This is a genomic window from Glycomyces luteolus, from assembly GCF_027622875.1.
In the GTDB taxonomy this organism is placed as follows: Bacteria; Actinomycetota; Actinomycetes; order Mycobacteriales; family Micromonosporaceae; genus Glycomyces; species Glycomyces luteolus.
The window spans coordinates 340,960-365,790 of record NZ_JAPZVP010000001.1 but is presented as its reverse complement, the minus strand read 5'-3'; the positions used below and the strand labels follow the sequence as shown (position 1 = coordinate 365,790).

21 protein-coding genes and 5 tRNA genes are annotated in these 24,831 nt (G+C 69.5%); 9 read left to right on the top strand and 17 right to left on the bottom strand.

Annotated features, from left to right (window positions below):
- Positions 1 to 101: 101 nt before the first annotated feature.
- From O1R50_RS01670 to O1R50_RS01655, 4 genes are all read right to left on the bottom strand, one after another.
- The gene (locus tag O1R50_RS01670) at positions 102 to 2,474 is read right to left on the bottom strand and encodes an excinuclease ABC subunit UvrA (RefSeq protein ID WP_270108099.1); all 2,373 of its coding nucleotides are present in this window, start codon (positions 2,472 to 2,474) and stop codon (positions 102 to 104) included.
- A gap of 84 nt (positions 2,475 to 2,558) precedes the next feature.
- Positions 2,559 to 3,524 (bottom strand): acyl-CoA desaturase, encoded by a 966-nt coding sequence (locus O1R50_RS01665; RefSeq protein WP_270108098.1) that lies wholly within the window; start codon positions 3,522 to 3,524, stop codon positions 2,559 to 2,561.
- Positions 3,525 to 3,653: 129 nt separating this feature from the next.
- Positions 3,654 to 4,295 (bottom strand): response regulator transcription factor, encoded by a 642-nt coding sequence (locus tag O1R50_RS01660; protein WP_333490249.1) that lies wholly within the window; start codon positions 4,293 to 4,295, stop codon positions 3,654 to 3,656.
- 112 nt (positions 4,296 to 4,407) lie between these two features.
- Entirely contained in the window at positions 4,408 to 5,712 is a 1,305-nt protein-coding gene (locus O1R50_RS01655) for a sensor histidine kinase (RefSeq protein ID WP_270108096.1), read from the bottom strand.
- A 122-nt stretch (positions 5,713 to 5,834) separates the two neighbouring features.
- Here O1R50_RS01655 and O1R50_RS01650 point away from each other — a divergent pair, with 122 nt between their 5' ends.
- Positions 5,835 to 6,638 (top strand): SDR family NAD(P)-dependent oxidoreductase, encoded by an 804-nt coding sequence (locus O1R50_RS01650; protein WP_270108095.1) that lies wholly within the window; start codon positions 5,835 to 5,837, stop codon positions 6,636 to 6,638.
- Between the two features lie 4 nt (positions 6,639 to 6,642).
- Here O1R50_RS01650 and O1R50_RS01645 read toward each other — a convergent pair whose 3' ends face one another.
- Entirely contained in the window at positions 6,643 to 7,308 is a 666-nt protein-coding gene (locus tag O1R50_RS01645) for an O-methyltransferase (protein WP_270108094.1), read from the bottom strand.
- Between the two features lie 400 nt (positions 7,309 to 7,708).
- Here O1R50_RS01645 and O1R50_RS01640 point away from each other — a divergent pair, with 400 nt between their 5' ends.
- Positions 7,709 to 8,143 carry an SsgA family sporulation/cell division regulator gene (locus O1R50_RS01640; RefSeq protein WP_091043033.1) on the top strand — a complete coding sequence of 145 codons (435 nt, stop codon included), beginning with the start codon at positions 7,709 to 7,711 and terminating at the stop codon, positions 8,141 to 8,143.
- Between the two features lie 75 nt (positions 8,144 to 8,218).
- Here O1R50_RS01640 and O1R50_RS01635 read toward each other — a convergent pair whose 3' ends face one another.
- The 5 genes from O1R50_RS01635 to O1R50_RS01615 form a co-directional block, all read right to left on the bottom strand.
- Entirely contained in the window at positions 8,219 to 9,670 is a 1,452-nt protein-coding gene (locus O1R50_RS01635; RefSeq protein WP_270108092.1) for a multicopper oxidase family protein, read from the bottom strand.
- A complete protein-coding gene (locus tag O1R50_RS01630; RefSeq protein WP_270108091.1) occupies positions 9,657 to 10,112 on the bottom strand; it encodes a hypothetical protein in 456 nt (151 codons plus the stop codon). Before O1R50_RS01630 ends, O1R50_RS01635 begins: the two co-directional genes overlap by 14 nt.
- 138 nt (positions 10,113 to 10,250) lie before the next feature.
- Positions 10,251 to 11,435: an acetate/propionate family kinase gene (locus tag O1R50_RS01625; protein WP_270108090.1), complete on the bottom strand. Its 1,185-nt coding sequence runs from the start codon at positions 11,433 to 11,435 to the stop codon at positions 10,251 to 10,253.
- A 50-nt stretch (positions 11,436 to 11,485) separates the two neighbouring features.
- Entirely contained in the window at positions 11,486 to 13,561 is a 2,076-nt protein-coding gene (gene pta, locus O1R50_RS01620; RefSeq protein WP_456298962.1) for a phosphate acetyltransferase, read from the bottom strand.
- A gap of 187 nt (positions 13,562 to 13,748) precedes the next feature.
- The gene (locus O1R50_RS01615) at positions 13,749 to 14,894 is read right to left on the bottom strand and encodes a citrate synthase/methylcitrate synthase (RefSeq protein ID WP_270108088.1); all 1,146 of its coding nucleotides are present in this window, start codon (positions 14,892 to 14,894) and stop codon (positions 13,749 to 13,751) included.
- Between the two features lie 314 nt (positions 14,895 to 15,208).
- Here O1R50_RS01615 and O1R50_RS01610 point away from each other — a divergent pair, with 314 nt between their 5' ends.
- From O1R50_RS01610 to O1R50_RS01595, 4 genes are all read left to right on the top strand, one after another.
- Positions 15,209 to 16,645: a serine/threonine protein kinase gene (locus tag O1R50_RS01610; protein ID WP_270108087.1), complete on the top strand. Its 1,437-nt coding sequence runs from the start codon at positions 15,209 to 15,211 to the stop codon at positions 16,643 to 16,645.
- Positions 16,646 to 16,759: 114 nt separating this feature from the next.
- Positions 16,760 to 16,942, top strand: a complete 183-nt coding sequence (locus O1R50_RS01605) for a hypothetical protein (protein WP_270108086.1) — start codon at positions 16,760 to 16,762, stop codon at positions 16,940 to 16,942.
- A gap of 145 nt (positions 16,943 to 17,087) precedes the next feature.
- On the top strand, positions 17,088 to 18,617 hold the full coding sequence (locus tag O1R50_RS01600; protein WP_270108085.1) for an MFS transporter: 1,530 nt from the start codon (positions 17,088 to 17,090) through the stop codon (positions 18,615 to 18,617).
- Positions 18,618 to 18,726: 109 nt separating this feature from the next.
- Entirely contained in the window at positions 18,727 to 19,371 is a 645-nt protein-coding gene (locus O1R50_RS01595; RefSeq protein ID WP_270108084.1) for a TetR/AcrR family transcriptional regulator, read from the top strand.
- Positions 19,372 to 19,452: 81 nt separating this feature from the next.
- Here the strand turns inward: O1R50_RS01595 and O1R50_RS01590 are convergent.
- The 7 genes from O1R50_RS01590 to O1R50_RS01560 form a co-directional block, all read right to left on the bottom strand.
- Positions 19,453 to 19,550, bottom strand: a tRNA-Gly gene (locus tag O1R50_RS01590).
- A 66-nt stretch (positions 19,551 to 19,616) separates the two neighbouring features.
- Positions 19,617 to 19,714, bottom strand: a tRNA-Gly gene (locus O1R50_RS01585).
- A 66-nt stretch (positions 19,715 to 19,780) separates the two neighbouring features.
- Positions 19,781 to 19,878, bottom strand: a tRNA-Gly gene (locus O1R50_RS01580).
- Positions 19,879 to 19,944: 66 nt separating this feature from the next.
- Positions 19,945 to 20,042: transfer RNA gene (locus O1R50_RS01575), tRNA-Gly, on the bottom strand.
- A gap of 66 nt (positions 20,043 to 20,108) precedes the next feature.
- Positions 20,109 to 20,181, bottom strand: a tRNA-Gly gene (locus O1R50_RS01570).
- 116 nt (positions 20,182 to 20,297) lie between these two features.
- Positions 20,298 to 20,960 (bottom strand): GNAT family N-acetyltransferase, encoded by a 663-nt coding sequence (locus tag O1R50_RS01565; protein WP_270108083.1) that lies wholly within the window; start codon positions 20,958 to 20,960, stop codon positions 20,298 to 20,300.
- Positions 20,957 to 21,619 carry a GNAT family N-acetyltransferase gene (locus O1R50_RS01560; protein ID WP_270108082.1) on the bottom strand — a complete coding sequence of 221 codons (663 nt, stop codon included), beginning with the start codon at positions 21,617 to 21,619 and terminating at the stop codon, positions 20,957 to 20,959. The genes O1R50_RS01565 and O1R50_RS01560 overlap by 4 nt, the downstream gene beginning before the upstream one ends.
- A 108-nt stretch (positions 21,620 to 21,727) precedes the next feature.
- On the opposite strand from O1R50_RS01560, the gene O1R50_RS01555 reads away from it, so the two are divergent.
- From O1R50_RS01555 to O1R50_RS01545, 3 genes are all read left to right on the top strand, one after another.
- On the top strand, positions 21,728 to 22,129 hold the full coding sequence (locus O1R50_RS01555; RefSeq protein WP_270108080.1) for an ArsR/SmtB family transcription factor: 402 nt from the start codon (positions 21,728 to 21,730) through the stop codon (positions 22,127 to 22,129).
- Positions 22,078 to 22,323 carry a hypothetical protein gene (locus tag O1R50_RS01550; RefSeq protein ID WP_270108079.1) on the top strand — a complete coding sequence of 82 codons (246 nt, stop codon included), beginning with the start codon at positions 22,078 to 22,080 and terminating at the stop codon, positions 22,321 to 22,323. Before O1R50_RS01555 ends, O1R50_RS01550 begins: the two co-directional genes overlap by 52 nt.
- A 73-nt stretch (positions 22,324 to 22,396) precedes the next feature.
- Positions 22,397 to 24,781 carry a phosphoketolase family protein gene (locus O1R50_RS01545; RefSeq protein WP_270108078.1) on the top strand — a complete coding sequence of 795 codons (2,385 nt, stop codon included), beginning with the start codon at positions 22,397 to 22,399 and terminating at the stop codon, positions 24,779 to 24,781.
- The last annotated feature ends 50 nt before the right edge of the window (positions 24,782 to 24,831 follow it).

The following is a 24,831-nucleotide window of genomic DNA, read 5'->3' as shown; positions in this document are numbered from 1 at the left end:
GGGCATATTCTGCCACCGCCGGCCGACGTCGGCGAAGAGCGGCGCCCGCCGGGAGCACCGCACGCCCGCGACGGGTCGCGGGCGTGCGTGAACGGTGCCGGTCAGGCGCCGACGTACTCGGCGAGGTGCTTGGCGGTCAGGGTGGAGCGGTCGGCCACGAGGTCGGCGGGCGTGCCCTCGAAGACGACCTTGCCGCCGTCGTGGCCGGCGCCCGGGCCGAGGTCGATGATCCAGTCGGCGTGGGCCATCACGGCCTGGTGGTGCTCGATGACGATCACGGTCTTCCCGGAGTCCACGAGCCGGTCGAGCAGGCCGAGGAGGTTCGCCACGTCGGCGAGGTGGAGGCCGGTTGTCGGCTCGTCGAGGATGTAGACGCCGCCCTTGTCGCCCATGTGCGTGGCGAGCTTCAGGCGCTGCCGCTCCCCGCCGGAGAGGGTGTTGAGCGGCTGCCCGAGGGTGAGGTAGCCGAGCCCGACGTCGGCGAGGCGGAGGAGGATCTTGTGCGCAGCGGGGGTCTTGGCCTCGCCGTCGCTGAAGAACGCCTCGGCCTCGGCGACGGACATGGCGAGGACCTCGCTGATGTCGCGGCCGCCGAGGTGGTATTCGAGGACGGTGGCCTCGAACCGCTTCCCGCCGCAGTCCTCGCAGGGCGTGGACACGGTCTCCATGAACCCGAGCTCGGTGAGGATCACCCCGTTGCCGTTGCAGGTGGGGCAGGCGCCTTCGGAGTTGGCCGAGAACAGCGCCGGCTTGACGCCGTTGGCCTTCGCGAAGGCCTTGCGGATCGGGTCGAGCAGGCCGGTGTAGGTGGCGGGGTTGGAACGCCGGGAGCCCTTGATGCCGGTCTGGTCGACGACGACCACGCCCTCTTGTCCCGCGAGGTGGCCGTGGATCAGGGAGCTCTTGCCGGAGCCCGCCACGCCGGTGACGACGGTGAGCACGCCCGCGGGGATGTCGACGTCCACATTGTCTAGATTGTTCGTGGTCGCGCCGCGGATCTCCATGGCGCCGGTGGCCTTGCGCACGTCCTCCTTGATCGCGGCCCGGTCGTCGAGGTGGCGGCCGGTGACCGTGTCGCTGGACCGCAGCCCGTCGAGGGTGCCCTCGTAGCAGATGTCGCCGCCGCCGGTGCCCGCTCCGGGTCCGAGGTCGACGATGTGGTCGGCGATGGCGATCGTCTCGGGCTTGTGCTCGACCACGAGCACGGTGTTGCCCTTGTCGCGCAGCCGCAGGAGCAGGTTGTTCATCCGCTCGATGTCGTGCGGGTGCAGGCCGATGGTGGGCTCGTCGAAGACGTAGGTGACGTCGGTGAGCGAGGAGCCGAGGTGCCTGAGCATCTTGATGCGCTGGGCCTCGCCGCCCGAGAGGGTGCCGGAGGGGCGTTCGAGGCTGAGGTAGCCGAGCCCGAGTTCGACGAACGAGTCGAGGTTCTCGCTGAGCGCCTGCAGCAGCGGCGCGAGCGACGGCTCGTCGATGCCCTTGACCCATTCGGCGAGGTCCGTGATCTGCATGGCGCACACGTCGGCGATGCTGGCGCCCTTGATCTTCGAGGAGAGGGCGGATTCGCTGAGCCGGGTCCCGCCGCAGTCGGGGCACGCGGCGAACGTGGCGACCCGTTCCACGAAGGCGCGGATGTGCGGCTGGAGCGCGTCGAGGTCCTTGGACAGCATCGACTTCTGGATCTTCGGGATCAGGCCCTCGTAGGTGACGTTGATGCCCTTGGCCTTGATCTTCGTGGGCTCCTTGTAGAGGAAGTCGTGGCGCTCCTTCTTGGTGAACTTCGCGATGGGCTTGTCGGGGTCGAGGAAGCCCGATTCGCGGTAGGTCTGCACCATCCAGCCGTCGGCGGTGTAGCCGGGGACCGAGATCGCACCCTCGGCGATCGACTTGGACTCGTCCAGGACCTGGGTGAGGTCGATGTCCGAGATCCTGCCGCGGCCTTCGCACCTGGGGCACATGCCGCCGTGGTAGACCGCCTCGCGCACGATGGTCTTCTCGCCGGTGGCGGAGGTCAGGACGCCGCTGGCCTTGCGCGCGGGGACGTTGAACGAGAACGCGATCGGCGGCCCGATCTGCGGCGAGCCGAGCCTGCTGAACAGGACCCGCAGGATCGCGTTGGCGTCGGTCACGGTGCCCACGGTCGAGCGGGGGTTGGCGCCCATCCGCTCCTGGTCGACGATGATCGCGGTGGTCAGGCCGTCGAGCACGTCGACCTCGGGGCGGGCCAGGGTGGGCATGAAGCCCTGGAGGAACGCGCTGTAGGTCTCGTTGATGAGCCGCTGCGACTCGGCGGCGATCGTGTCGAACACGAGCGAGCTCTTGCCCGAGCCGGAGACGCCCGTGAACACGGTCAGGCGGCGCTTCGGCAGCTCGACGCTGACGTCCTTGAGGTTGTTCTCGCGGGCGCCCTGCACACGGATCATGTCGTGGCGGTCGGCGTCGTGCCTATCGGAGGGCTTCACGGCTTTGCTCATGACCGCCACTCTAGAGGGAGGGTCCGACGCTCGCTTCTCGATTCCTGACCGGATCCGCCTCGCGCGTGCGGCCTGCGGAAACGCCTAGTCTGCGACGAGTTTCGCGAACCGTTCGGGCCGCGGCCACTTCACGTCCGAGACCCAGCCCGCGCGTTCCATGAACCAGATGATCCGGGCCGAGGTGTCGATCTGCCCGCGCTTGACGCCGTGGCGGGCGCAGGTCGGGTCCGCGTGGTGGGAGTTGTGCCAGGACTCGCCGCCGGAGAGCAGCGCGAGCGGCCAGAAGTTCGCGGCCTTGTCGCGGCTCTTGAAGGGCCGCTCGCCGATCATGTGGCAGATCGAGTTCGTCGACCACGTGGCGTGGTGCAGCGCCGAGACGCGGACCAGGCTCGCCCAGAAGAACGCGGTGGCCGCGCCCGTCCAGGAGCCGGCGATGAGCCCGCCGAGCACGGCCGGCAGGAAGAACGTCGCCACCGTCCACACCCAGAACAGGCGGTCGACCATGACGAGGTCGCGGTCGCGGCGGAGGTCCGGCGCGAAGCGCTCCTCGTTGGACGTGTTGCGCGGCTGGAACATCCAGCCCATGTGGGCGTGCCAGAATCCCCTGGTCAGAGCGAGCGCGGAGGTGCCGAACAGCCACGGCGAGTGCGGGTCGCCCTCCTTGTCGGAGAACGCGTGGTGGCGGCGGTGGTCGGCGACCCAGGTGATGAGCGGGCCCTGCACGGCCATGCTGCCGAGGATCGCGAGCGCGATCTTCACCGGCCGGTTCGGGTTGAACGAGCCGTGCGTGAAGAGGCGGTGGAAGCCCACCGTGACGCCGTGGAGGGTCAGGAGGTAGAAGCCTACGGCGAGGCCGATGTCGGTCCAGCTGAGCAGGCCCGTGTTCCAGGCGAACGGGACGGCGGCGGCGAGCGCGGCCATCGGCACGAGGAGGAACAGGTAGATCAGGGATTGCCGTCCGGCGTCGCGCACGTCGCCGAGGATCGGTTTGGGACCGGTCGTGACCGCCGGGGTGCCCGGGGTGGGGCCCGTCTGCGTGAGAGTAGCCATCGCACGTCCTCGCTTTCGATTCGTCCGACAGCTCAATCGTCGTCCCGTACGGGCGCTGGCGCAGTGGGGCGGATCGGTGCGTTTCGGGCCGCTGATGCCCCTCGCCACAGGGGACGTAGACCCTCCCGGTCAGTTGCCTTCGAGGTAGGCGAGGACGGCGAGGACGCGGCGGTTGTCGTCCTCGGACTGCCCGAGGCCGAGCTTGCGGAACACGTTCGCGGAGTGCTTGCCCACGGCCTTCTCGGTGATGAACAGGCTCGCGGCGATCGCGGCGTTGGTGCGGCCCTCGGCCATGAGGCCCAGCACCTCGAGTTCGCGCGGGGTGAGCGCGTCGAGCCGGTTCTGCTGCCTGCCGAGGAGGCGGGCGACGACCTCGGGGTCCATGGCGGTGCCGCCCGCGGCGACGCGGCGCAGGGCCTCGATGAACTCGGCGACGTTCGAGACGCGGTCCTTGAGGAGGTAGCCGACGCCGCCGCGGCGGTCGCCGAGGAGTTCGCGGGCGTACAACTGCTCGACGTACTGGGAGAGCACGAGGATCGGCAGGGCCGGGATGTGGCGGCGGGCCTCGATGGCGGCGCGCAGGCCCTCGTCGGTGAACGTCGGGGGGAGGCGGATGTCGACCACTGCCACGTCGGGCCGGTGCTTGAGAAGGGCGGCGGTGAGCGCGGGCCCGTTGTCGACCGCCTCGACCACGGTGAAGTCGTGGGCTTCGAGCATGCGGGTCAGGCCGTCGCGCAGGAGCGAGTGGTCTTCGGCGAGGACGACGTCCATCTGGCACTCCTTGTTGTTCAGCTCGATCATTCAACGTCTCCGGTCGGCGGCGCCGATCCGGCGTTGCACTGTGCCATATGACATGTCACGCGTGACACGCCCTGCGGCCGCCTCAGCCCGGATTCGACCTGGCCGCATTATGAGCGCCGCCGGGCGCGACCGCGGCGGCGGGGATCGTCATGGTGACCACGGTGGGGCCCCCTTCGGGGCTGTCGACGTTGACGGTGCCGTCGAACGCGGCGAGGCGGCGGCGCACGCCGTCGAGCCCGCCTCCCGCGGAGAAGGACGCGCCGCCGACGCCGTCGTCGCGGACTTCGATCACCACCTGGTCCTGCTCGCGGTTGACGACGACCTGCACCTGGGTGGCCTCGGCGTGCTTCGTGATGTTGGTGAGGACCTCGTTCGTCGCGAAGTACGCGGCGGCCTCGAGGGGCGCGGGCAGCTTGTCGACCAGACGGTCCACAACAGACACAGGGAGCGGGTGGTCGAGCGCCATCGCCTGCAGCGCACCGGTGAAGCCCCGGTCCGCCAGCACCGGCGGGTGGATGCCCCGCACCAGCTGCCGGATCTCCTCCAGCGCGTCCGAGCAGGCCTGCCGGGCCTCCCCGACGAGCGCCGCGGCCTGGCCCGGCCGGTTCTGCGAGAGCAGCTCCTCCGCCATGCCGAGGGTGAGGCTGAGGGCGGCGATCCGCGCCTGCGCGCCGTCGTGCAGGTCCCGCTCGATCCGCCGCAGCTCGGCCGCGGCGTGGCCGGCGGTCTGGTCGCGGGCCTGCCGCAGCTCCGAGACCCGCTCGGTGAGCAGGGCCTTCGCGGTGGGCCCGAGCAGCAGCACGCCCAGGTGCGCGTACCAGCGAAGCAGCAGCTCGCCCCAGCGCCACCAGGCGACGCCGCAGGCCAGCGCGAACGGCACCAGCATGAGCGTCTTGGCGGGCGAGTCGAACTCGTAGAACCCGAAGTCGTTGACGAAGGGGCTCGGCGCGGCGTGGAAGACCGTCGCGAGGAGCAGCGGCTGCACCAGGTAGTAGACGGCGATGCCGAAGACCCCGAGGTAGAGCAGGTTCACGAGGAACCCGAGGGTCGCGTCGATCGCGAGCCACGCGAAGTCGCGCCAGGTGGCGGCCTCGCGGATGAGCCACAGGGCCTGCTGGTCGAAGCGGCCCTTCGACCGCGGCCGGTACGGGGCGGGGATGTGGACGCCGAGCTGCTCGCCGATGACGCGCCGCTGGGTGTTGGCCCAGACGCGGATGGCGAGGAGGACGAAGACGGCGACGGGGATGCCGATCCAGAAGACGACGAGCACGCCGGTGACGATCGCGGCGGCCAGGAGCGCCCCTGCGACGAGTGTGAGGCTGAATCGCAGGACCGACCAGCCCGGAAGGGCCAGTCGCCGCGTGATGGGATTGGCCGGTATCGACATGGTGCGGCAAGCCTACCTGCTGCTTTTCTGCCCTTCCCGCCACTGCCTGCGGCGCGACCGCTCCGGCGGCGCCGCTCGCTAGGCTGGGGCCTGCCTTTCCATTATCGCAGAGGGGGACCGGCATGGCCGAGGGAACGTGGGCGCTGGTCACGGGCGCTTCGGCGGGACTCGGGTCGGCCTTCGCGCGGCAGTTGGCGGCGCGCGGGCACCACCTGGTTCTCGTGGCGCGGTCCGAGGCGAAGCTGGAGGCGCTGGCGGCCGAGCTCAGGTCCGCGTACGGCGTGGAGGCGCGGGTGGCGGTGCAGGATCTGGCGGCGCCCGGCGCCGCAGAGCGGATCGCGGAGGCCGTGGCGGGGGCTGGGATCGCCGTCGAGGTGCTGGTGAACAACGCGGGGATCGGCACGTTCGGCCGGGACGCCGAGATCAGCGCCGACTACAACCGCGATGTGGCGATGGTGAACGTGGTGGCGGTCGCGGACCTGGTGCAGCGGTTCCTGCCGGGGATGATCGCGCGCGGGTCGGGCGCGGTGGTGAACGTGTCGTCGATGGCGGGGTTCCAGCCGCAGCCGTACATGGCGCTGTACGCGGCGACGAAGGCGTTCGTCGTGAACTACAGCCTCGGGCTGTGGGTGGAGACGAAGGGCACGGGGGTGAAGGTGCTGGCGGTGTGCCCGGGCCCGGTGGACACGGACTTCCCGATCGCCAACGGCATCAAGTACGACGAGCGGCGCCTGGGCTGGCTGCTGGCCGACCCGGAGTCGATCGTGCGGCAGTCGCTGCGGGCGCTCGACCGCGACAAGGGCTACGTGGTCCCGGACTGGAAGAACTGGCCGGAGGCGCATCTGCTGCCGCGCCGCCCGCGGCGGCTCATGACCCGCCTGATCGGCCTGGTCCTGCGCCGCTTCGCGGACTACCAGCGCCGCTGACGCGCTAGACGACGCGGGCGATCGAGAGGCCGTCATAGCCTTTGACGCCCACGGTCTGCATGACGGTGCCCTCGAGGCGCGGGTCGGCCGCGACCTTCTCCAGATAGGACCGCACGCCTTGCACGTTCGGGTCCCGGCTGAGCCCGTCGGCCACGGCCCCGCCGCGCACCACGTTGTCGGCCACGATGAGTCCGCCGGACCGGGTCAGCTGGAGCGACCAGTCGAGATAGGCCGGATACCCGCCCTTGTCGGCGTCGATGAAGACCATGTCGAAGAGCTCGCCGCCCTCGGCGGCCAGCTTCGGGAGGCTTTCGGCAGCGGCGCCGACGCGGATCTCGACGATCCCCACCAGGCCCGCGCGGGCGATGTTCCCGCTCGCGACCTCGGCGTGCCGCGGGCTGTACTCGAGGCTCACGAGGTGCCCGTCCTTGGGCAGCGCCCGCGCCATCCAGATCGCGCTGTAGCCGCCGAGCGTCCCGATCTCGAGCACGCGCTTCGCGCCGAGGGTCTTGGCGAGCAGGTACAGGAGCTTCCCCTGGGCGGGCGATACCGAGATCGGCGGCAGTCCGGCGCGCTGCGCGGCGGCGGTCGCCTCGGAGAGGGCCTCGTCTTCGCCGACGAGCAGTGAGGTGAGGAACGCGTCGACTTCGGTCCATTGCGCCTGGCCCATGGTTCGCTCCTTCCAAGGAGTCCGAGAACGTCGGTCAAACGCTATCACCGCCGCCGCGCCCGATTCACGCCTATGATTTCCGGGATTCGCAACCGAGTCGTAACGCCGTTTTGCGACTACCCCGACTGGAGGTCGGGAATAGTACCGCTAAAGAGTGAAGGACGTTGTTGTAATTACGACACAGAACGATGATTGACCGTGGTTTTTTGTCGGGATTTGCACCCTTATCAGGGGAACGCGCCGGTCTCGGTCTTGCGGATCGTCGTACGGCGCAACGGCTTGAATGATAGACCTGAATCACGACTTGTTCGCGGCCGAGGTTCCGGACCTCCGGTGCGGCGGCGGATTGGAATGACGGCTGGCTTCGGGGGGAGCCGGTCGCACACTGGGGGGTAACGCTATGAGCATGGCACGATCGGCGACAGTCGATATCGGCACCACCATGCGGCTCGTCGCGCCCGATTTCGCGACGGTCAGTGTGCGCGCGAGCCTGCGCTACGACCCGGACGATCCCTACGCCGTCTGCGTCATGTTCCACCCCGACGGCACGGACGCCGATCAGGTGGCCTGGTCCTTTTCGCGGGAGCTGCTCGCGAAGGGGCTGGAGGAGCCCACCGGGATCGGCGACGTGCGGGTGTGGCCCTGGACCACCCCTCGGGGCGAGTCGGTCGCGCTGGCGCTGTCCTCGCCTGACGGGAACGCGCTGTTCGAGATCAACCGGGGCGTCGTCCAGCGGTTCCTCCGCCGGGCCTACAGCCTGGTGCCGCGCGGCCGCGAATCCGGCTACGTGGACATGGACACGACCCTCACCAAGCTCCTGGCCGGCGGCGTCTAGCCCGCCGACCTGCCATACCAGTGAGCGAAAGGGCGGACCGGGAACCCGGTCGGCCCTTTCGCCGCGCCGCTGCGGTCATTCCGGGCGGTTCCCGGCGGGACCGCCGATGCGGAACGGCTCGCCGACCCCCTCGTAGGACAGGTGCGCGACCAGGCCCTCCGCGGCGTGCGGCAGGTTGTGGCAGTGGTCCATCCAGATCCCCGGGTTGTCCGCGACGAAGGCGATCTCGTACTCCTCGCCGTCGCGCACCTCCAGCGAGTCGACCCACCAGGGGCTGCCGGTCGCGGCGACCCCGTCGCGGTAGAGCACCACGGCGTGATGGCCGTGCAGGTGCATCGGATGGGCCTCGCCGCTGTCGTTGGCGATGCGCATCCGAACGACGTCGCCGTACGCGACGGTGAACATCGGCACGTCGGGGACCATGGCGCCGTTGACGGTCCACCAGAACCCCGGCTTGCCGTCGAGGAATCCGGGCCGGCGGCCGATGCCGAACTCGAACTCGCGGTCCGCGTCCGCGGCGTCGAAACCGATCGGCGCCGCAGTGCCATAGTGGAGTGGATCGAGGACGTCATCCGGTTGCGCGGAGGCCTCGATGTCGCCCTCGCCGACGAGCAGGGCCGCCGACGCGCTCAGGTTGACGCGGACGACGCCGCTCTCGGGCACGGTGAACACGAGGTCGTTCCGTCCGCCCGCGGTCACCTCGACGACCGCGCCCTCGACCCCTTCGGGACCGTGGAGGTCGGTGCCGTCGACGGCGGCAACGCGGAACGGGGCGCCGTCGACCCAGACCGGCATCACCCCGAAGTCGGTGTTCACCACCCGGACGCGGACCGTGTCGCCCGGCTCGGCCGCGACCCGGTGCTCGCCGTCGCGGCCGTTCACGGTGCGCCGCCCGTCGTAGAGGTGCGACAGCGCGAGCACGTCGACGTCGGCGCCGGTGCCGCCCGCCGGGGTGATGACGAGGGGGCCGAGGAGCCCGCCCAGCACCTGCTCGTGGGAGACCTGATGCGAGTGGTACCAGAAGGTGCCGACCTGTTCGGCGACGAACCGGTAGACGAACGACTCGCCGACGCCGACGGCGTCTTGGGTAACCCCGGCGGCCCCGTCCATAGCGCCGGGCACGTCGACGCCGTGCCAGTGGAGGGTGACGCCGTCGCGGACGTCCGAGTTCTCGAGGACGACCTCGACGAGCTGTCCCTGCTCGGCGCGGATCTCCGGGCCCGGCGACGCCCCGTTGAGGGTGTAGCCGTCCACCTCGCGGCCGGAGGCGAGCGTGAAGCGCCCGTGTTCGGCGGTGAGCTCGACCTTGACGTCGGCTTCGAGGTCGTCGGGGACGGTGAGCGCGTCCACCGGGACGGTGGACGCGCTCGGGTCGCCGGTGTGGCCGCCGTGGTCGTGGTCGCCCATGTCGGTGACCGAATAGGACTCGGGCAGCAGACTGGCCTGCCAGAACCAGGCGACGGGCGCGAGGACCGCGACGGCCGCGGCGACCGCGGTGAGGGCTTTGGCGCGTCTAGAAAGGCGCATTCCCGGCCGCGGGCTCCGGAGTGGGCTTCTTGGCGCGGTAGCCGGCCATGAAGGCGGTCCCGTAGACCGCGAACGCGACGAGGCCGTGGAGGAGGCCGAAGATCGCGGCCTCATGGCCGAAGATGCCGAGGAAGATCTGGACGATCACCCAGCCGAGGAGGATGAGCGCGTAGACGACGCCGCGTTGGATCTTGGCGAAGAACGAGATGATGAGCAGGATCAGGGCGAGCGCGGGCATGACGAACATGCCGTTGATGGCGTGGACGGCGAAGCCGATGACCTCGTCGAACGGGGCGTCGTCGCTTTCGATGACGGCCGAGTCGAGGACGCCGCCGTCGTCGATCCAGATGCCGAGTCCGGCGATGGCGTAAGCCATGAACGCGGCCTGGATCGCGACATTGGCGGCGATGATGTACGCGAGGATGCGGTAAGTGACTCTCATCGTGGTGCCCTCCTGTTCGGGTTCAGGACCCGTTTCCGAGGGTGATGATAAGCACACTGTGCGTGTCATCGTTCGGAGAAAGCACGGAGCCGCGCCGGGAATCGGGACGCGGCTCGGTCGGTGGCGGCTGCCGGGGCGTCAGGAGCGCAGGAGCGCGGCCGTCTGCGAGGCGATCTCGCCTTCCTCATTGGTCGGGATGACCATCACCGTGATCGGCGACTGCGGAGTCGAGATGACCGGTCCGCCCGCCGCGTTCGCCGCCTCGTCGAGGTGCACGCCGAGCGCCACCAGCGAACCGAGCGCGCCCGCGCGCACCTCAGCGCTGTTCTCCCCCACTCCGGCGGTGAACGCGATCGCGTCCGCCCCGCCGAGCGCGGCGATGTACGAGCCGATGTATTTGCGGATCCGGTAGCAGTAGATCTCCAGGGCGATCTGCGCCGACCGGTCGCCCGACGCGGCGGCCGCCTCGACCGCGCGCATGTCGATCTGCCCGGTCAGGGCGAGCATCCCCGACTCCTTGTTCAGCGCCGCATCCAGATCCGCGAACGAGGCGCCTGTCTGGCGGTGCATGTGGAACACGATCGCCGGGTCGATGTCGCCCGAACGCGTCCCCATCACCAGGCCCTCCAGCGGCGTCAGCCCCATCGACGTGTCGATCGAGCGCCCGCGCTCCACAGCGGACACCGAAGCGCCGTTGCCGAGGTGGGCCACGATCACGTTGACTTCCTTGGGGCTCCTGCCGAGCAGCTCGGCGGCCTTCCGGGAGACGTACGCGTGCGAGGTGCCGTGGAAGCCGTACCGGCGCACCCCGTGCTCCTCGCGCCAGGCGCTCGGCACCGCGTACAGGTGCGCGCGCTCGGGCATCGTCGCGTGGAACGCCGTGTCGAACACCGCGACCTGCGGAAGCTTCGGGAACAGCTTGCGCGCCACCCGGACGCCCTCCAGGTTCGCCGGGTTGTGGAGCGGCGCGAGCGCCGACAGCTCCTCGATCGCCTGCTCGACCTCGTCGTCCACGACCACGGGCTGCACGAACCGCTCGCCGCCGTGCACCACCCGGTGCGCCACCGCGATGAGCCCGGCCTCCGAGAGCGGGGTCCCGTGCTCCTCGAACGCCGCGACCATCGCCTCCAGCCCGGCGGCGTGGTCGGCGAGGTGCGCGGTCGCCTGGTGCTTCTCGCCCGCGTGCCTGTGGGTGAGGATCGACTCCGCCTGCCCGATGCGCTCGATGAGGCCCGAGGTCGAGGCCTCCAAGGTCTCGCCGTCGACCAGCTGGTACTTGATCGACGACGACCCGGAGTTGATCACCAGGACCGGTGCGCTCATGGCTTTCCTTTCTCGCGCTCAGGCCCGCGGGAGCTCAGGCCTTCCAGGAATCAAGCCGGCTGGCTCGCCTGGATGGCGGTCAGCGCGACGGTGTTGACGATGTCGGGCACGGTCGCGCCCCGCGACAGGTCGTTCACGGGCTTGCGCAGGCCCTGGAGCACCGGGCCCACCGCGATCGCCCCGGCGGAGCGCTGCACGGCCTTGTACAGGTTGTTGCCGGTGTTCAGGTCGGGGACGATGAAGACCGTGGCCTTCCCCGCCACCTGCGATTCGGGCAGCTTCGTACCGGCGACGCCGGCGTCGGCGGCGGCGTCGTACTGGATGGGACCCTCCACCGGGAGGCCCGGCCTGCGGGTCCGGACGATCTCGGTGGCCGCCCGGACCTTGTCCACGGCTTCACCGTGGCCCGAGGTGCCGGTGGAGTAGGAGAGCATCGCCACGCGCGGTTCCACGCCGAACTCGATGGCGGTGTCAGCAGAGGATAGCGCGATGTCGGCCAGTTGCTCGGCATCGGGGTTCGGGTTGACCGCGCAGTCGCCGTACACCAGCACGCGGTCCTCCAGGCACATGAAGAACACCGAGGAGACCACGGCCACTTCGGGTTTCGTCTTGATGATCTCGAACGACGGCCGGATCGTGTGGGCCGTGGTGTGCACCGCGCCCGAGACCATCCCGTCGGCCATGCCCGTGTGGACCATCATCGTGCCGAAATAGGAGACGTCCGCGACCGTGTCGTAGGCCTGGTCGACGGTGACGCCCTTGTGCGCGCGCAGCTGCGCGTACTCCTTCGCGAAGCGCTCCCGGATCTCGTGGTCGCCCGGGTTGAGGATCGAGGCACCGCCCAGGTCCACGCCCAGTTGCGCCGCCTGCGAGCGGATCTCGGACTCCTCGCCGAGGAGGGTCAGGCGGGCGACGTCGCGCCGCATGAGGATCTCCGCGGCCTTGAGGATCCGCGGTTCGGCGCCCTCGGGGAGCACGATGTGCTTGTCGAGGGCCTTGGCGCGCCCGATCATCGCGTGCTCGAACATGATCGGCGTGACCACGGTCGGCTTCGACAGCGCGAGCCGGTCGAGCAGGTCGTCGCCGTCCACACCGGCCGCGAAGTCCTCGAGGGCGCGGGTGATCTTGCGCTGACCGCCGGCGGCGAGCGAGCCGGAGACGTCGCCGACGAGGTTCGCCATGTCGAAGGTGTCGTGCTGCACCAGGGCGATCGGCAGGCGCGAGTCGAGTCCGGCGACGATGTCGAGGATCTGCGGCTCGGGCCGGATGCCGCCGGTGAGGAACACGGCCGAGAGGCTCGGCGTGCCTTCGGCGAGGTGGGCGGCGAGGAGTCCGAGGAGGACTTCGGAGCGGTCGCCGGGGAGGATCACGGCCTTGTCGTCGGCGAGGCGCGTGAGGAGGTTGGGGAGGGTCATCGCGGCGACGACGACGTCGCCGACGGTGCGGGTGAAGACGTCGGGGTCGCCGGAGATGAGGGTGGCGTCGGCGGCGGCGATGAGCTCGCCGACGGTGGGGGCCTCGATCTCCGGGTCTTCGACGATCACGCCGGTGCCGGGGTGCGCGCCCTTCACGGCGTCGGCATAGGAGGCGTCGACGCGGTTGACGATGGTGCCGAGCACGGTCGCGTGTTCGGCTTCGGCTTGGGCCACACCGAATCGCAGCGCCGCCGCGATGTCCGGGGGGCTCTTGTGGAAGCCCGTGATGACCAGGAGCATCGGCGCGGCGAGGTTCACGGCCACGCGGGTGTTGAAGGTGAACTCGACCGAAGCGCCCACATCGGAGTAGTCGGAGCCGACGACGAGGACGACGTCGTGCGCGTCGGCCAGCGCGTGGTAGCGCTCGACGATCTGGGTGAGGGCGGCGTCGGCGTCTGCGCGGACGTCGGAGTAGGTGGCGCCGACCGAGGCCTCGTAGGGGCTCGGCAGGCGGTATTGGTCGCGGAGGAGGGTGATGACGGGGTCGCCGGCGACGGTGTTGTCGTCGCGGACGATGGGGCGGAATACGGCGACGGAGCCGGCCCGCCGGGTGAGCAGGTCCATGACGCCGACCGCTACGGCGGACTTGCCGCTGCCGGGGTCGAGACTGGCGAGGTAGAGACTTTGAGCCACGGCTCCAACGCTATCCATCCCGTGCGAGCCGCGCAGCGGATCTGCGCGGCGTCTCACCTGTGAGCTTGCGCCCGTGTCCGCCATCCCAAGCCCCCACCCGCCCGGGGAAAGGTAGGTCCCACATTGCCGCGGGGGTCCGACAGGAACGCGCCGTCAAGGCGATGGTGTCGCCCGAAAGCGTGAGCGCCTGCGAGGACCGCTCGTCTCAGTCGGCGTAGCCGTCCTCGGGGACGGGCTGCGGAGGCGGGGTGCCGGTGTAGCGGGCCCTCGGTCGGATGATCTTGGAGTCGCGGGCCTGTTCGAGGATGTTGGCGCTCCAGCCGACCACGCGGCTGGTGGTGAACGTCGGGGTGAACATGGTGCGCGGCACTCCGGCGAGGTCCATCACCACGCCGGCGTAGAACTCGACGTTGGTGTAGAGCTTGCGGCCGGGCTTGACCTCGGCGAGGATTTCGACGACGCGGCGTTCGACGGTCTTGGCGAAGTCGACGATCTCGCCGTCGAGTCCGTCGGCGACGTCCCGCAGGTGCAGTGAGCGCGGGTCGTCGGTCTTGTAGACGGCGTGGCCGAAGCCCATGATGCGGCGCCCGGCTTCGAGTTCGCCGCGGATCCAGGCGTCGATGTTGTCGGGTCCGCCGATGGCGTCGAGGGCGTCGAGCGCGCGGGCGGGCGCGCCGCCGTGCAGCGGGCCGGAGAGCGCACCGATCGCGCCGACCAGGGCCGCACCGAGGTCGGCGCCGGTGGAGGCGATGACGCGGGAGGTGAACGTGGAGGCGTTGAAGCCGTGGTCGATGGTGAGGATGAGGTAGTGCTCGACGGCGCGCGCGGCGGTTTCGGAGGGAACCTCGCCGGTCATCATGTACAGGTAGTTCGCGGCGTAGCCGAGGTCGTCGCGCGGGTCGAGGGGTTCGAGGCCCTGGCCGATGCGCCACATGGCGGTGAGGATCGTGGGCGTGACGGCGCAGGCGAACAGCGCGTCGTCGGCGCGGGCGGCCTCGTCGATGTCGAGCAGGGGCTTCATGGGCCGGGACGCGCACGCCGCGGAGAGCGCGGTGCGCAGGCCGTCGAGCGGCGTGGAGCCCTTGAGGTGGGGCAGGAGCTCGCGGAGTCCGGGGGTGAGGGCGCGGTAGGGGGCGACCTGGGCCTTGAACTCCTCGAGCTGGGCACGCGTGGGCAGCGCGGCGTGGGTCATGAGGTACCAGACCTGCTCGAACGAGCACCGCTGCGCGAGTTCCACGGCGTTGTACTCGCGGTAGTGGTAGAAGCCCTCTTCGCCGCGGACGTCGCCGATCTCGGTGTCGGCGACGATGACGCGGTCCAGGCCTTTGGGGACTTCGATGAATTCGGTCATTGGGTACTCCTCGTCCGACGCGCCTCTTGGCCGCCCGTGACACCTGCTGTCGAGATCGCCGCTCCGGTTCGCTTGTCAGCCTACGGGATTTACCCCGGCGAGGGCCCGAACGGCCACTCGGAACCTCACGCCCGGCCGTCGGGGCGGCGCACTGGTGCGGAAGAGGTTCCTCGGGCGGTTCCCGGCGCATGGCAGGTGCGCTTTAGAGTGGACCTCCTGCCCGACAGCAGCGCCGACACCGAGAGCCGCCGGTTTCCGTCTCCCCATGGCCCGCAGGCGATCGCGCGACTGGACACCCCGAACGAGGTTTGCCCGTGGACTCCGGAACGCTCATTGCCGGCCGTTACCGACTGGACCGGTCGATCGACTCCGGCGCCATGGGCGCCGTGTGGAGCGCCAGCGACGAGCGACTGCGCCGCGAGGTCGCGGTCAAGATCCTCCTGCCGGGCCTCGACGGGACCGGGGAGCGCTTCGAGCGGGAGGCGCAGATCCTCGCAAGTCTCAAGGGCCCGAACTACGTTGAGGTCTACGACTTCGGCGAGGAGCTCGAAGGCGACCGCACGATCCAGTTCCTGGTGATGGAGCTGGTCGAGGGCGTCTCCCTGGCACGGCTGCTCGCACGCGAGGGGAACCTGGACCCAGCGCGGACAATGCGGATCATCGCCGAGGCCGCCGACGCGCTCGGCGCGGCCCATCGCAAGGAGATCATCCACCGCGACGTGAAGCCCGCGAACCTTCTCATCGACGCCGACAACCGGGTCCGCTTGGTGGACTTCGGCATCTCATTGCTCGTGGGGCGTTCGCGGCTGACCGACAGCAAGGAAATGCTCGGCACGGTTCCGTACGTCTCCCCCGAGCGGCTGCGGAACCAGGACGTCACCGGGAAGTCCGATCTGTACTCGCTCGGCGCGGTCGCCTACGAGTGCCTGACCGGGACGCCGCCGTTCCCCGCGCAGGACCCTATGGCGGTCATCCACAGCCACCTGTACGACGAGCCGCCCGCTCTGCCTGAGTCGATCCCGCCGCAGATCGCAACGGTGGTGGCGCGGTCGCTCCAGAAGGACCCGGGTGAGCGCTGGGAGTCGGGCGAAGAGCTGGCCGAGGCGTGCCGGTCCGCGGTCACCGGGGAGATCCTGATCCCGGCACCGCCCGAGCCGGAGGCCGGGCCGACCGAGGCGGAACCGCCGCGGAACCGGACGCGTCTGGCGCTCGTCGGCATCGCCACGGCATTGGTGCTGGCGGTGCTCGCGGTCGTGGTGTGGAGCCCGTGGAGCGGCGACACCCCGGGGATTGCAGGAGGGGGCGACGGCGGTACTTCGGCCGCGACGGGAACCGCCGAGGAGACGGCGGGGAGCCCTGCCGTGACCGAGGAGGCGACCGCATCTGAGACGGCTGCCGAAACGGCGACCGCCGAGGAGACGGAAGCCGCAGAGGAGGTCAGCGGCACCGTAGGCGACAGCCCCGACGAGACCGGCTCCGACGACGACACGAGCGACAACGAGACGGTGAACGAGAATAGCGGCGAGGTCCCGCCCGTCACGGGCATGACCACGTTCGAGGCCAGGGATCACCTGGAGGGCCTGGGATTCACCAACGTGGTCGCCGAGCTCGGATGGTATGACGTCGATCCGGAACCCGAGCACTGCGAAGTGATGAGCCAGAACCCTGCCAGCGGCCAGACCGTCGACTACTCCACGCAGATCAGTTTGTCCTACCACCGGCGGACCAGCCCTGTCGATTGCGGGTGGTGAACCGGTGACAAGACGACGGAGCGGGTTGACCTGCCAGGCCCCGGCCTGAATGATTGAGTGAGCGACCGGTACAAAGATCGAGGCACGGTCGCATCGGACGGGATTGGGATCAAGTTGGACGAAGGCATCAGCTCCGCACCGGGCGTGGTGGTCGGTGTGCTGCTCATCATCGCGGCGGTCATGTGGTTCTCCCCGGGCGCCCGCCACAAGTTCCGCAAGGCCACGCTGTGGCTGGTGATCGCGGCGGTCGCGATGATCATCATCTTCGAGCTGCTCAAGGGGACGCAGCAGACCTGACCCCTGCTGCCGCGTACGCCCGGTCGCTCGTCGGCCGGGCGTTTTGGCTGCTCAGGACCGGCTTCCGGAACCTCCGAAATACTCGGCCCTTCTATTGGAACAGATCGTTCCGGTCTGTTATAGTGGAATCAAGCGTTCCGTTCCAATGAACACAGATAGCCCGGAGGCAGCCGTGACCTTCACCGCCGAAACCCCGACCACCGACGCCGCGCCCGCAGGCGCCGCGTCCCTCGACACCGCCGAGACCGTCTCGGCCCCGACCGAAGCGCCCGCGACCTACCCCCGGCGCTGGCTCGGGCTCATCGCGATCCTCGCGACGACCCTCCTCAACCTGCTCGACGCCTCGATCGTCAACGTCGCCGCCCCCGCGATCCGCACCGAACTCGGTGGCACCGCCTCGACCATCCAGTGGCTCGCCGCCGGATACACCCTCGCCCTGGCGGTCGGCCTCCTCACCGGCGGACGCCTCGGCGACATGTTCGGCCGCAAGCGGGTCCTGATGATCGGCCTGGTCGGCTTCCTCGTCGCCTCGCTCGCCTGCGGCGCCGCCGGAACGATCGAGCTGCTGCTCGCCGCCCGCGTCGTCCAGGGCGCGTTCGCGGCCGTGATGGTGCCGCAGTGCTTCGGGCTCATCCGCGACCTGTTCGGCCGCGACATGGGCAAGGCCTACGCCGTCTTCGGCCCGCTCATCGGCCTCGCCTCGATCGCCGGCCCGATCGCGGCCGGTCTCCTCGTCGACGCCGACCTCTTCGGCACCGGCTGGCGCTCGATCTTCCTCATCAACCTGCCGCTCGGCATCGCCGCACTCGTCCTGGGCGCCAAGGTCCTTCCGGCCGGAGCCCCCAAGACCCCGGGCCTGAAGCTGGACCTCGGCGGAGCGGTCATCGCCGCCGTCGGCATGAGCCTCCTGCTCGTCCCGCTCGTCGAGGGCCGCGAGCTGGGCTGGCCCGCCTGGTCGATCGCGATGCTCCTCGCCTCCGTCCCGGTGCTCGCCTACTTCGTCCGCACCCAGGTCAAGCGCGCCCGCTCCGGCCGCACCGCGCTGATCGAACTGAGCGTGTTCGCCAAGCGCTCCTACACCTCCGGTATCGCGTTCGTGGTCGTCTTCTTCGGCGCCGTCACCGGCTTCTCGCTCGCGGTCGGCCTGTTCCTCCAGCTCGGCCTGGGGTTCGGCCCGCTCAAGGCGAGCCTCGCGATGGCGGCGTGGGCGGTCGGCGCGTTCGTCGGCTCCGGCGCCAGCGCTGGCCTCGCCCCGAAGCTCGGACGCGGCGTGCTGCACCTCGGTCTCGCGATCATGACGGCCAGCCTGGTAGCGCTGTGGCTCCAGTTCGGTGCCGCCGCTGCGCCCGGCACGTGGGCGCTGGCCCCGGCCCTGCTGTTCTACGGGATCGGGATGGGCATGATCTTCGTGCCGCTGTTCGGGATCATCACCGGCGAGCTCGAGGACCACGAGGTCGGCTCGGCTTCGGGTCTGCTCGAGTCCTTCCAGCAGGGCGCGGCGGCGCTGGGGGTGGCGGTGCTCGGGACGGTGTTCTTCAGCCGCTTCGCGATCGGCGGCGGCGCGGCCGAGGCGATGGGCGCGGCCCAGTGGGTCACGGGCCTGACCGTGGGCCTGACGGTGGTGGCATTCCTGGTGGCCTTCGGGCTGCCGAAGCAGGCCAAGGCCGAACACTGAGCCACTGAGTCCTCTGACCGGTCGGGCCTTCGCGGGCGCGGCCGGTCGCAGGCGTTACGCAAGGAAGGCTCAACAGAATGAATCACTCTGTTCCGGATAGGATGCCGTCATGACCGACAAGCCGCTGAGCGGGCGCAAGGCGCAGGCCGCCCGCAACGACAAGCTGATCCTCGAGGCGGCCCACGAGGTGTTCGTCGCGAACCCGGACGCGCCGATCGCGGAGGTCGCCAAGCGTGCCGGGGTGGGCATCAGCGCGCTGTACCGGCGCTATCCGAGCAAGGAGGACCTGCTCCGCAAGCTCTGCGGCGACGGCCTGGCCAAGCACGTGGAGCTGGTGCAGGATGCCGTCGACTCCGAAGGCGACTTGTGGGAGGCCTTCTGCCGCTTCATGAGGCAGGTCGTCGCGGCCGACACCGCGTCGATCACGGTCAAACTGGCGGGGACGTTCACGCCGACGCCGGACATGTTCGGGGCGGGCGCCGCGGCGGCCGAATTGAACGACGTGCTCATGAGGAAGTTGCACGACGCGGGCGTCATCCGCGATGACGCGAAGATCGGCGACGTCATCATGATCACCGAGTCGCTGGCCTCGATCGACATCGGCGACACCGAGCGGACCCGGGAAGTGCGGCTGCGGAGCCTGGAGCTGTACCTTCAGGCATTGCGCGCCCCGGGCGCGGGCCCGCTGCCGGGCACGCCCCCCACAGAGGAGGAAATGAACGCCCGCTGGATCCCGAAGGACGCGAAGGCATAGCGAAAAAGGGCCGCCCATTCGGGCGGCCCTTTCTGCAGGAAACGAAAAAGCCCGGCATCGCTACCGGGCCTTCTCCTTCTGAGCGGACGACCGGGATCGAACCGGCGACCTACCCCTTGGCAAGGTGTCGCACCAGCGCGAAGCGCTGCAATCAGCACCGCCAACTGCGCTACGTCCCCCCCGAGCAGGCCCCGATTCCCGGGCAACGAAAAAACCCGGCATCACTGCCGGGCCTTCTCAATCTGAGCGGACGACCGGGATCGAACCGGCGACCTACCCCTTGGCAAGGTGTCGCACCAGCGCGAAGCGCTGCAATCAGCACCGCCAACTGCGCTACGTCCCCCCCGAGCAGGCCCCGATTCCCGGGCAACGAAAAAACCCGGCATCGCTACCGGGCCTTCTCAATCTGAGCGGACGACCGGGATCGAACCGGCGACCTACCCCTTGGCAAGGTGTCGCACCAGCGCGAAGCGCTGCAATCAGCACCGCCAACTGCGCTACGTCCCCCCCGAGCAGGCCCCGATTCCCGGGCAACGAAAAAACCCGGCATCACTGCCGGGCTTTCTCCTTCTGAGCGGACGACCGGGATCGAACCGGCGACCTACCCCTTGGCAAGGTGTCGCACCAGCGCGAAGCGCTGCAATCAGCACCGCCAACTGCGCTACGTCCCCCCCGAGCAGGCCCCGATTCCCGGGCAACGAAAAAACCCGGCATCACTACCGGGCCTTCTCCTTCTGAGCGGACGACCGGGATCGAACCGGCGACCTACACCTTGGCAAGGTGTCGCGCTACCAACTGCGCTACGTCCGCATTTCTCCGGTGTTGACCGGGGAACGGTGATTACTTTAGCGCATCGTTCACCGGGCCTTGATAGGGCCTTGGGACCGATTGGGGCGCGGCTCACGCCTGAGCCGCGCCCGCCCCGGTCACTGCTCGGACTCGCCCAGGCCGAGCATCGCGAGGACCTCGGCGTCCAGACCATCGATCGCGACCTCGTGTTTGCGGTGGGCCTCCCAGTCCTCGCGGGAGAGACGCCAGCGCCAGTCGAGTCGCCGCACGCCCTGCACGATGTGGTATTCGCGGCCGTCCGCCTGGTACCCGAGCTTGCGAGAGACGCCCGCCGAAGCGGCATTGCCGTCGAACGACGCGCTCGTGGCCCAGTCCGCGCCGAGGCCCGAGAAGGCGAAGTGGAGTACCGCGGCGCGCATCTCGGTCCCGATGCCTTTACCGTGGTTCGCCAGCCCGAGCCACGAGCCCGTGCCCACTTCGCGTTTGAGGGCGAACTCCTTGCCGTCGATCTCCTGGATGCCGATGGGTCGGCCCTCGAAGAAGACCGTGAAGGGGAGGGTCCAGTCGTCCTTGCTCCAGCGGCCGATGACGCGGTGGCACCAGAGGGCGACGCTGCGGCCGCGCTCGGCGGGAGTGGCGTCGGTCCAGGGGAAGAGGAAGGGCATGAAGTCCGGGTCGTGGACGCCCGCCGCGGCGGCGTCCGCCAAGGCGCCGATTTCGTCGTCGCGAGCGATGCGGAGCTCGAGGCGCTCTGTCCGCAGCCGGAGCCTGTAGATCGGGAGGTGGTCGGCGAGCGTCATGAGGTTTCCTTCGTTAGACCGAGCATGTCCTTCACGTCGTCGTCGAGCCCTTCGACGACGACCTCGTGTTTGCGGTGGGCCTCCCAGTCATCGCGTGAGAGCCGCCAGCGCAATTCAGTGCGTCGAACGCCTTGCACCACAGGGAGCCTGATGCCGTCGTCGCGGTAGCCGAGGCTGCGGGAGACGCCGGCGGAAGCGGCATTGGCGTCGTACGAGCTGCTGGTCGCGTAGTCGGCGCCGAGCTCGGCGAAGGCGAAGTGGAGCACGGCGGCACGCATCTCCTTGCCGATGCCCTTGCCCTGGTGGGCGCGGCCGATCCAGGAGCCGGTGGCGACTTCGCGGGTGACGTCGAGTTCCACGCCTTTGATGTCCTGCACGCCGATAGGTCGTCCTTCGAGGAAGACGTAGAAGGGCAGGGTCCAGGCTCGGGCGTCCCAGCGACCGATGACGTGGTGGTAGTAGATCGCGACGTTCCGGGCTGTGGTCTTGGGTCCGTCGGCGGTCCACGGGATGCCGAAGGGCATGAAGCCGGGGTCGTGGACGCCCGCTGCCGCGGTGTCGGCCAGTTCGGCGATCTCGTCGAAGTTCTCGGGCAGGCGCAGTTCGAGGCGTTCGGTCCTGAGGCGCAGTCGGTAGATCGGCAGGTGGTCGGCGAGCATGGGTCAGATTCTTCCGGGCGGGCGTGCGAGGGTGCAATCGAAATTCGCGGCTTGCAGTCGCCGCTGACATGTGTCAGAATTTTCTGACATACGACAAGGATGGTTCTCATGGAGCCCGAGGAGTTGACCGGCGCGGCCCTGCTCGCGGCCTGCTCGGCCCTGGCGAACCCGCACCGGCTGCGCATTCTGGGCGCGCTCGCGGACGGGAGGCAGTACGTGAGCCTTCTCGCCCGCCAGCTCGGGATGAGCCGCCCGCTGCTCCACATGCACCTGCAGAAGCTCCAGGCTGCGGGCCTGGTGACGGGGTCGCTGGAGCTCTCGGAGGACGGCAAGGCCGTCAAGTACTTCGATGCGGTCCCGTTCGCCTTGGAGATCACACCGCAAATCGTGAAGTCGGCGCTGCCGACCCTGCCCGACACCGCAACCACTGCCGCCGACCCAGAGAAGGAAGCCTCGTTATGTCCACCGCCAACGCCGGAATGCTGTTCGTCTTCGGTTTCTTCTTCCTGATAGCCGCGATCGTGATCGCCTCGATGTTCGTCTGGGCCACCACGAAGAAGGCGCAGGCTTCGGCCGCCCGCGAGGCGAACTACCGCGAACTCGCGGAGAAGGCCGGCATGGACTCCGCCGAGATCAAGGCCTCGCTCATCGAGGTCAAGTCCCGTCTCGTGTCGGTGGAGCGGATGCTCAAAGAGGTCGGCTGACAGCGCGAGCGCCCACGCGAGGAATTCGCGTGAATCGCGGTTAAGGCGCGCCCTATACGGCACCCTCGGACGCATGGACACGACGCAATCGGGCCTCGCCACCGCGCCCTTGACCGACGAAGAGCTAGCCCGCATCGACGCCTACTGGCGGGCGGCGAACTACCTCACCGTCGGCCAGATCTACCTGCTCGACAATCCGCTCCTCAGGGAGCCGCTGCGCCCCGAGCACATCAAGCCCCGCCTGCTCGGACACTGGGGCACCAGCCCCGGCCTGAGCCTCATTTATGCGCACCTGAACCGCTGCATCGCCGCCCGCGACCTCGACATGATCTTCGTGACCGGCCCCGGCCACGGCGGCCCCGCGATCGTCGCCAACACCTGGCTCGAAGGCACCTACCCGGAGCTGCATCCCTCGGTGAACCACTCCGAAGAGGGCATGAAGCGGCTCTTCCGCCAGTTCTCCTTCCCCGGCGGCATCCCCTCGCACGTGGCCGCCGAAGTGCCCGGCTCGATCCACGAAGGCGGCGAACTCGGTTACGCGCTCTCGCACGCGTACGGGGCCGCGTTCGACAACCCCGAGCTCACCGTGGCCTGCGTGATCGGCGACGGCGAGGCCGAGACCGGCCCGATGGCCGGCTCGTGGTTCTCGAACGTGTTCCTCAACCCGGTCACCGACGGCACGGTCCTGCCGATCCTGCATCTCAACGGCTACAAGATCGCCAACCCGACGATCTTCGCGCGCATCTCCGACGAGGACCGCATGTCCTTCTTCCGCGGCGTCGGCTACGAGCCGTTCCTGGTGGAGGGCGGCGACCCCGCGAGCGTCCACCAGCAGCTGGCCGCCGCGCTCGACGCCTGCTTCGACCGGATCGCCGAGATCCGCGCCGACGCGCGCCGGAACGTGAACGGGAAGCCCGTGCGGCCGCGCTGGCCGATGATCGTCCTCCGGACCCCGAAGGGCTGGACCGGACCAGACGAAGTGGACGGTGTACCGGTCGAGGGCACGTGGCGGGCCCACCAGGTGCCGCTCGCGGCAGTGCGCTCCAACCCGGAGCACCTGGCGATGCTCGAGGAGTGGATGCGCTCGTACCGGCCCGAGGAGCTGTTCGACGCCATGGGCGGGCCCGCGCCTGAACTCCTCGGCCTCCACCCGCAGGGCGCGCGGCGCATGAGCGCCAACCCGCACGCGAACGGCGGGCTGCTCCTGCGCGACCTCGTGCTGCCCGACTACCGCGACTACGGCCTCGCGATCGAGGGCCACGGCCGCACCACCGGCGAGGCCACCAGGGTCCTCGGCAAATGGATCCGCGACGTCATCAGCGCCAACCCGGACCGGTTCCGGCTCTTCGGTCCCGACGAGGTCGCCTCCAACCGGCTCGACGCGGCCTTCGAGACCACCGATCGGCAGTGGACCGCCGAGATCCTGCCCACGGACGAGCACCAGGCCCCGCACGGGCGGGTCATGGAGGCCCTCTCGGAGCACCTGTGCGAAGGCTGGCTGGAGGGCTACCTGCTGACCGGCCGCCACGGCCTGTTCACCAGCTACGAGGCGTTTATCCACATCGTCGACTCGATGTTCAACCAGCACGCGAAGTGGCTCGACTCCTTGAGCAAGATCCCGTGGCGCCAGCCGATCGCCTCGCTCAACTACCTATTGTCGAGCCACGTGTGGCGCCAGGACCACAACGGCTTCTCGCACCAGGACCCCGGGTTCATCGACCACGTGATGAACAAGAAGGCCGACATCGTGCGCGTCTACCTGCCGCCGGACGCCAACACCCTGCTGTCCACCATGGACCACTGTCTTCGCGGCCGCCAGTATGTCAACGTGGTCGTCGCCGGGAAGCAGCCCTCGCTGCAGTACACGAGCATGGACGAGGCCGTGCGCCACTGCGAGCGCGGCCTCGGCATCTGGGAGTGGGCCTCCACCGACGACGGCCAGTCGCCGGACGTGGTGCTCGCCTGCGCCGGGGACGCGCCCACATTGGAGGTGCTGGCCGCCGCGGACCTGCTGCGCCAGGCCCTGCCCCGGCTCAAGGTGCGCGTCGTCAACGTCGTCGACCTCATGCGGCTCCAGCCCGACACCGAGCACCCGCACGGCCTCGGCGACCGCCAGTTCGACACCATCTTCACCGCCGACAAGCCGGTCCTGTTCGCCTTCCACGGCTACCCGATGCTCATTCACCGGCTCACGTACCGGCGCACCAACCACGACAACATCCACGTGCGCGGCTACAAGGAGGAGGGCACCACGACCACGCCGTTCGACATGGTCGTGCTCAACGACCTCGACCGGTACCGCCTCGTCATGGACGTCATCGACCGCGTGCCCGGCCTCGGCCAGAACGCGGCGGGCCTGCGGCAGCGGATGGTCGACGCGCGGCACGCCGCCCGCGAGCACACCCGCACCCACGGCGAGGACCTGCCCGCGGTCGCCGAATGGCAGTGGCCGCACTAGACGGATACCGAAGCGGCGCAGCCGGATTCGTCCAGCGCCTTGACACGAGG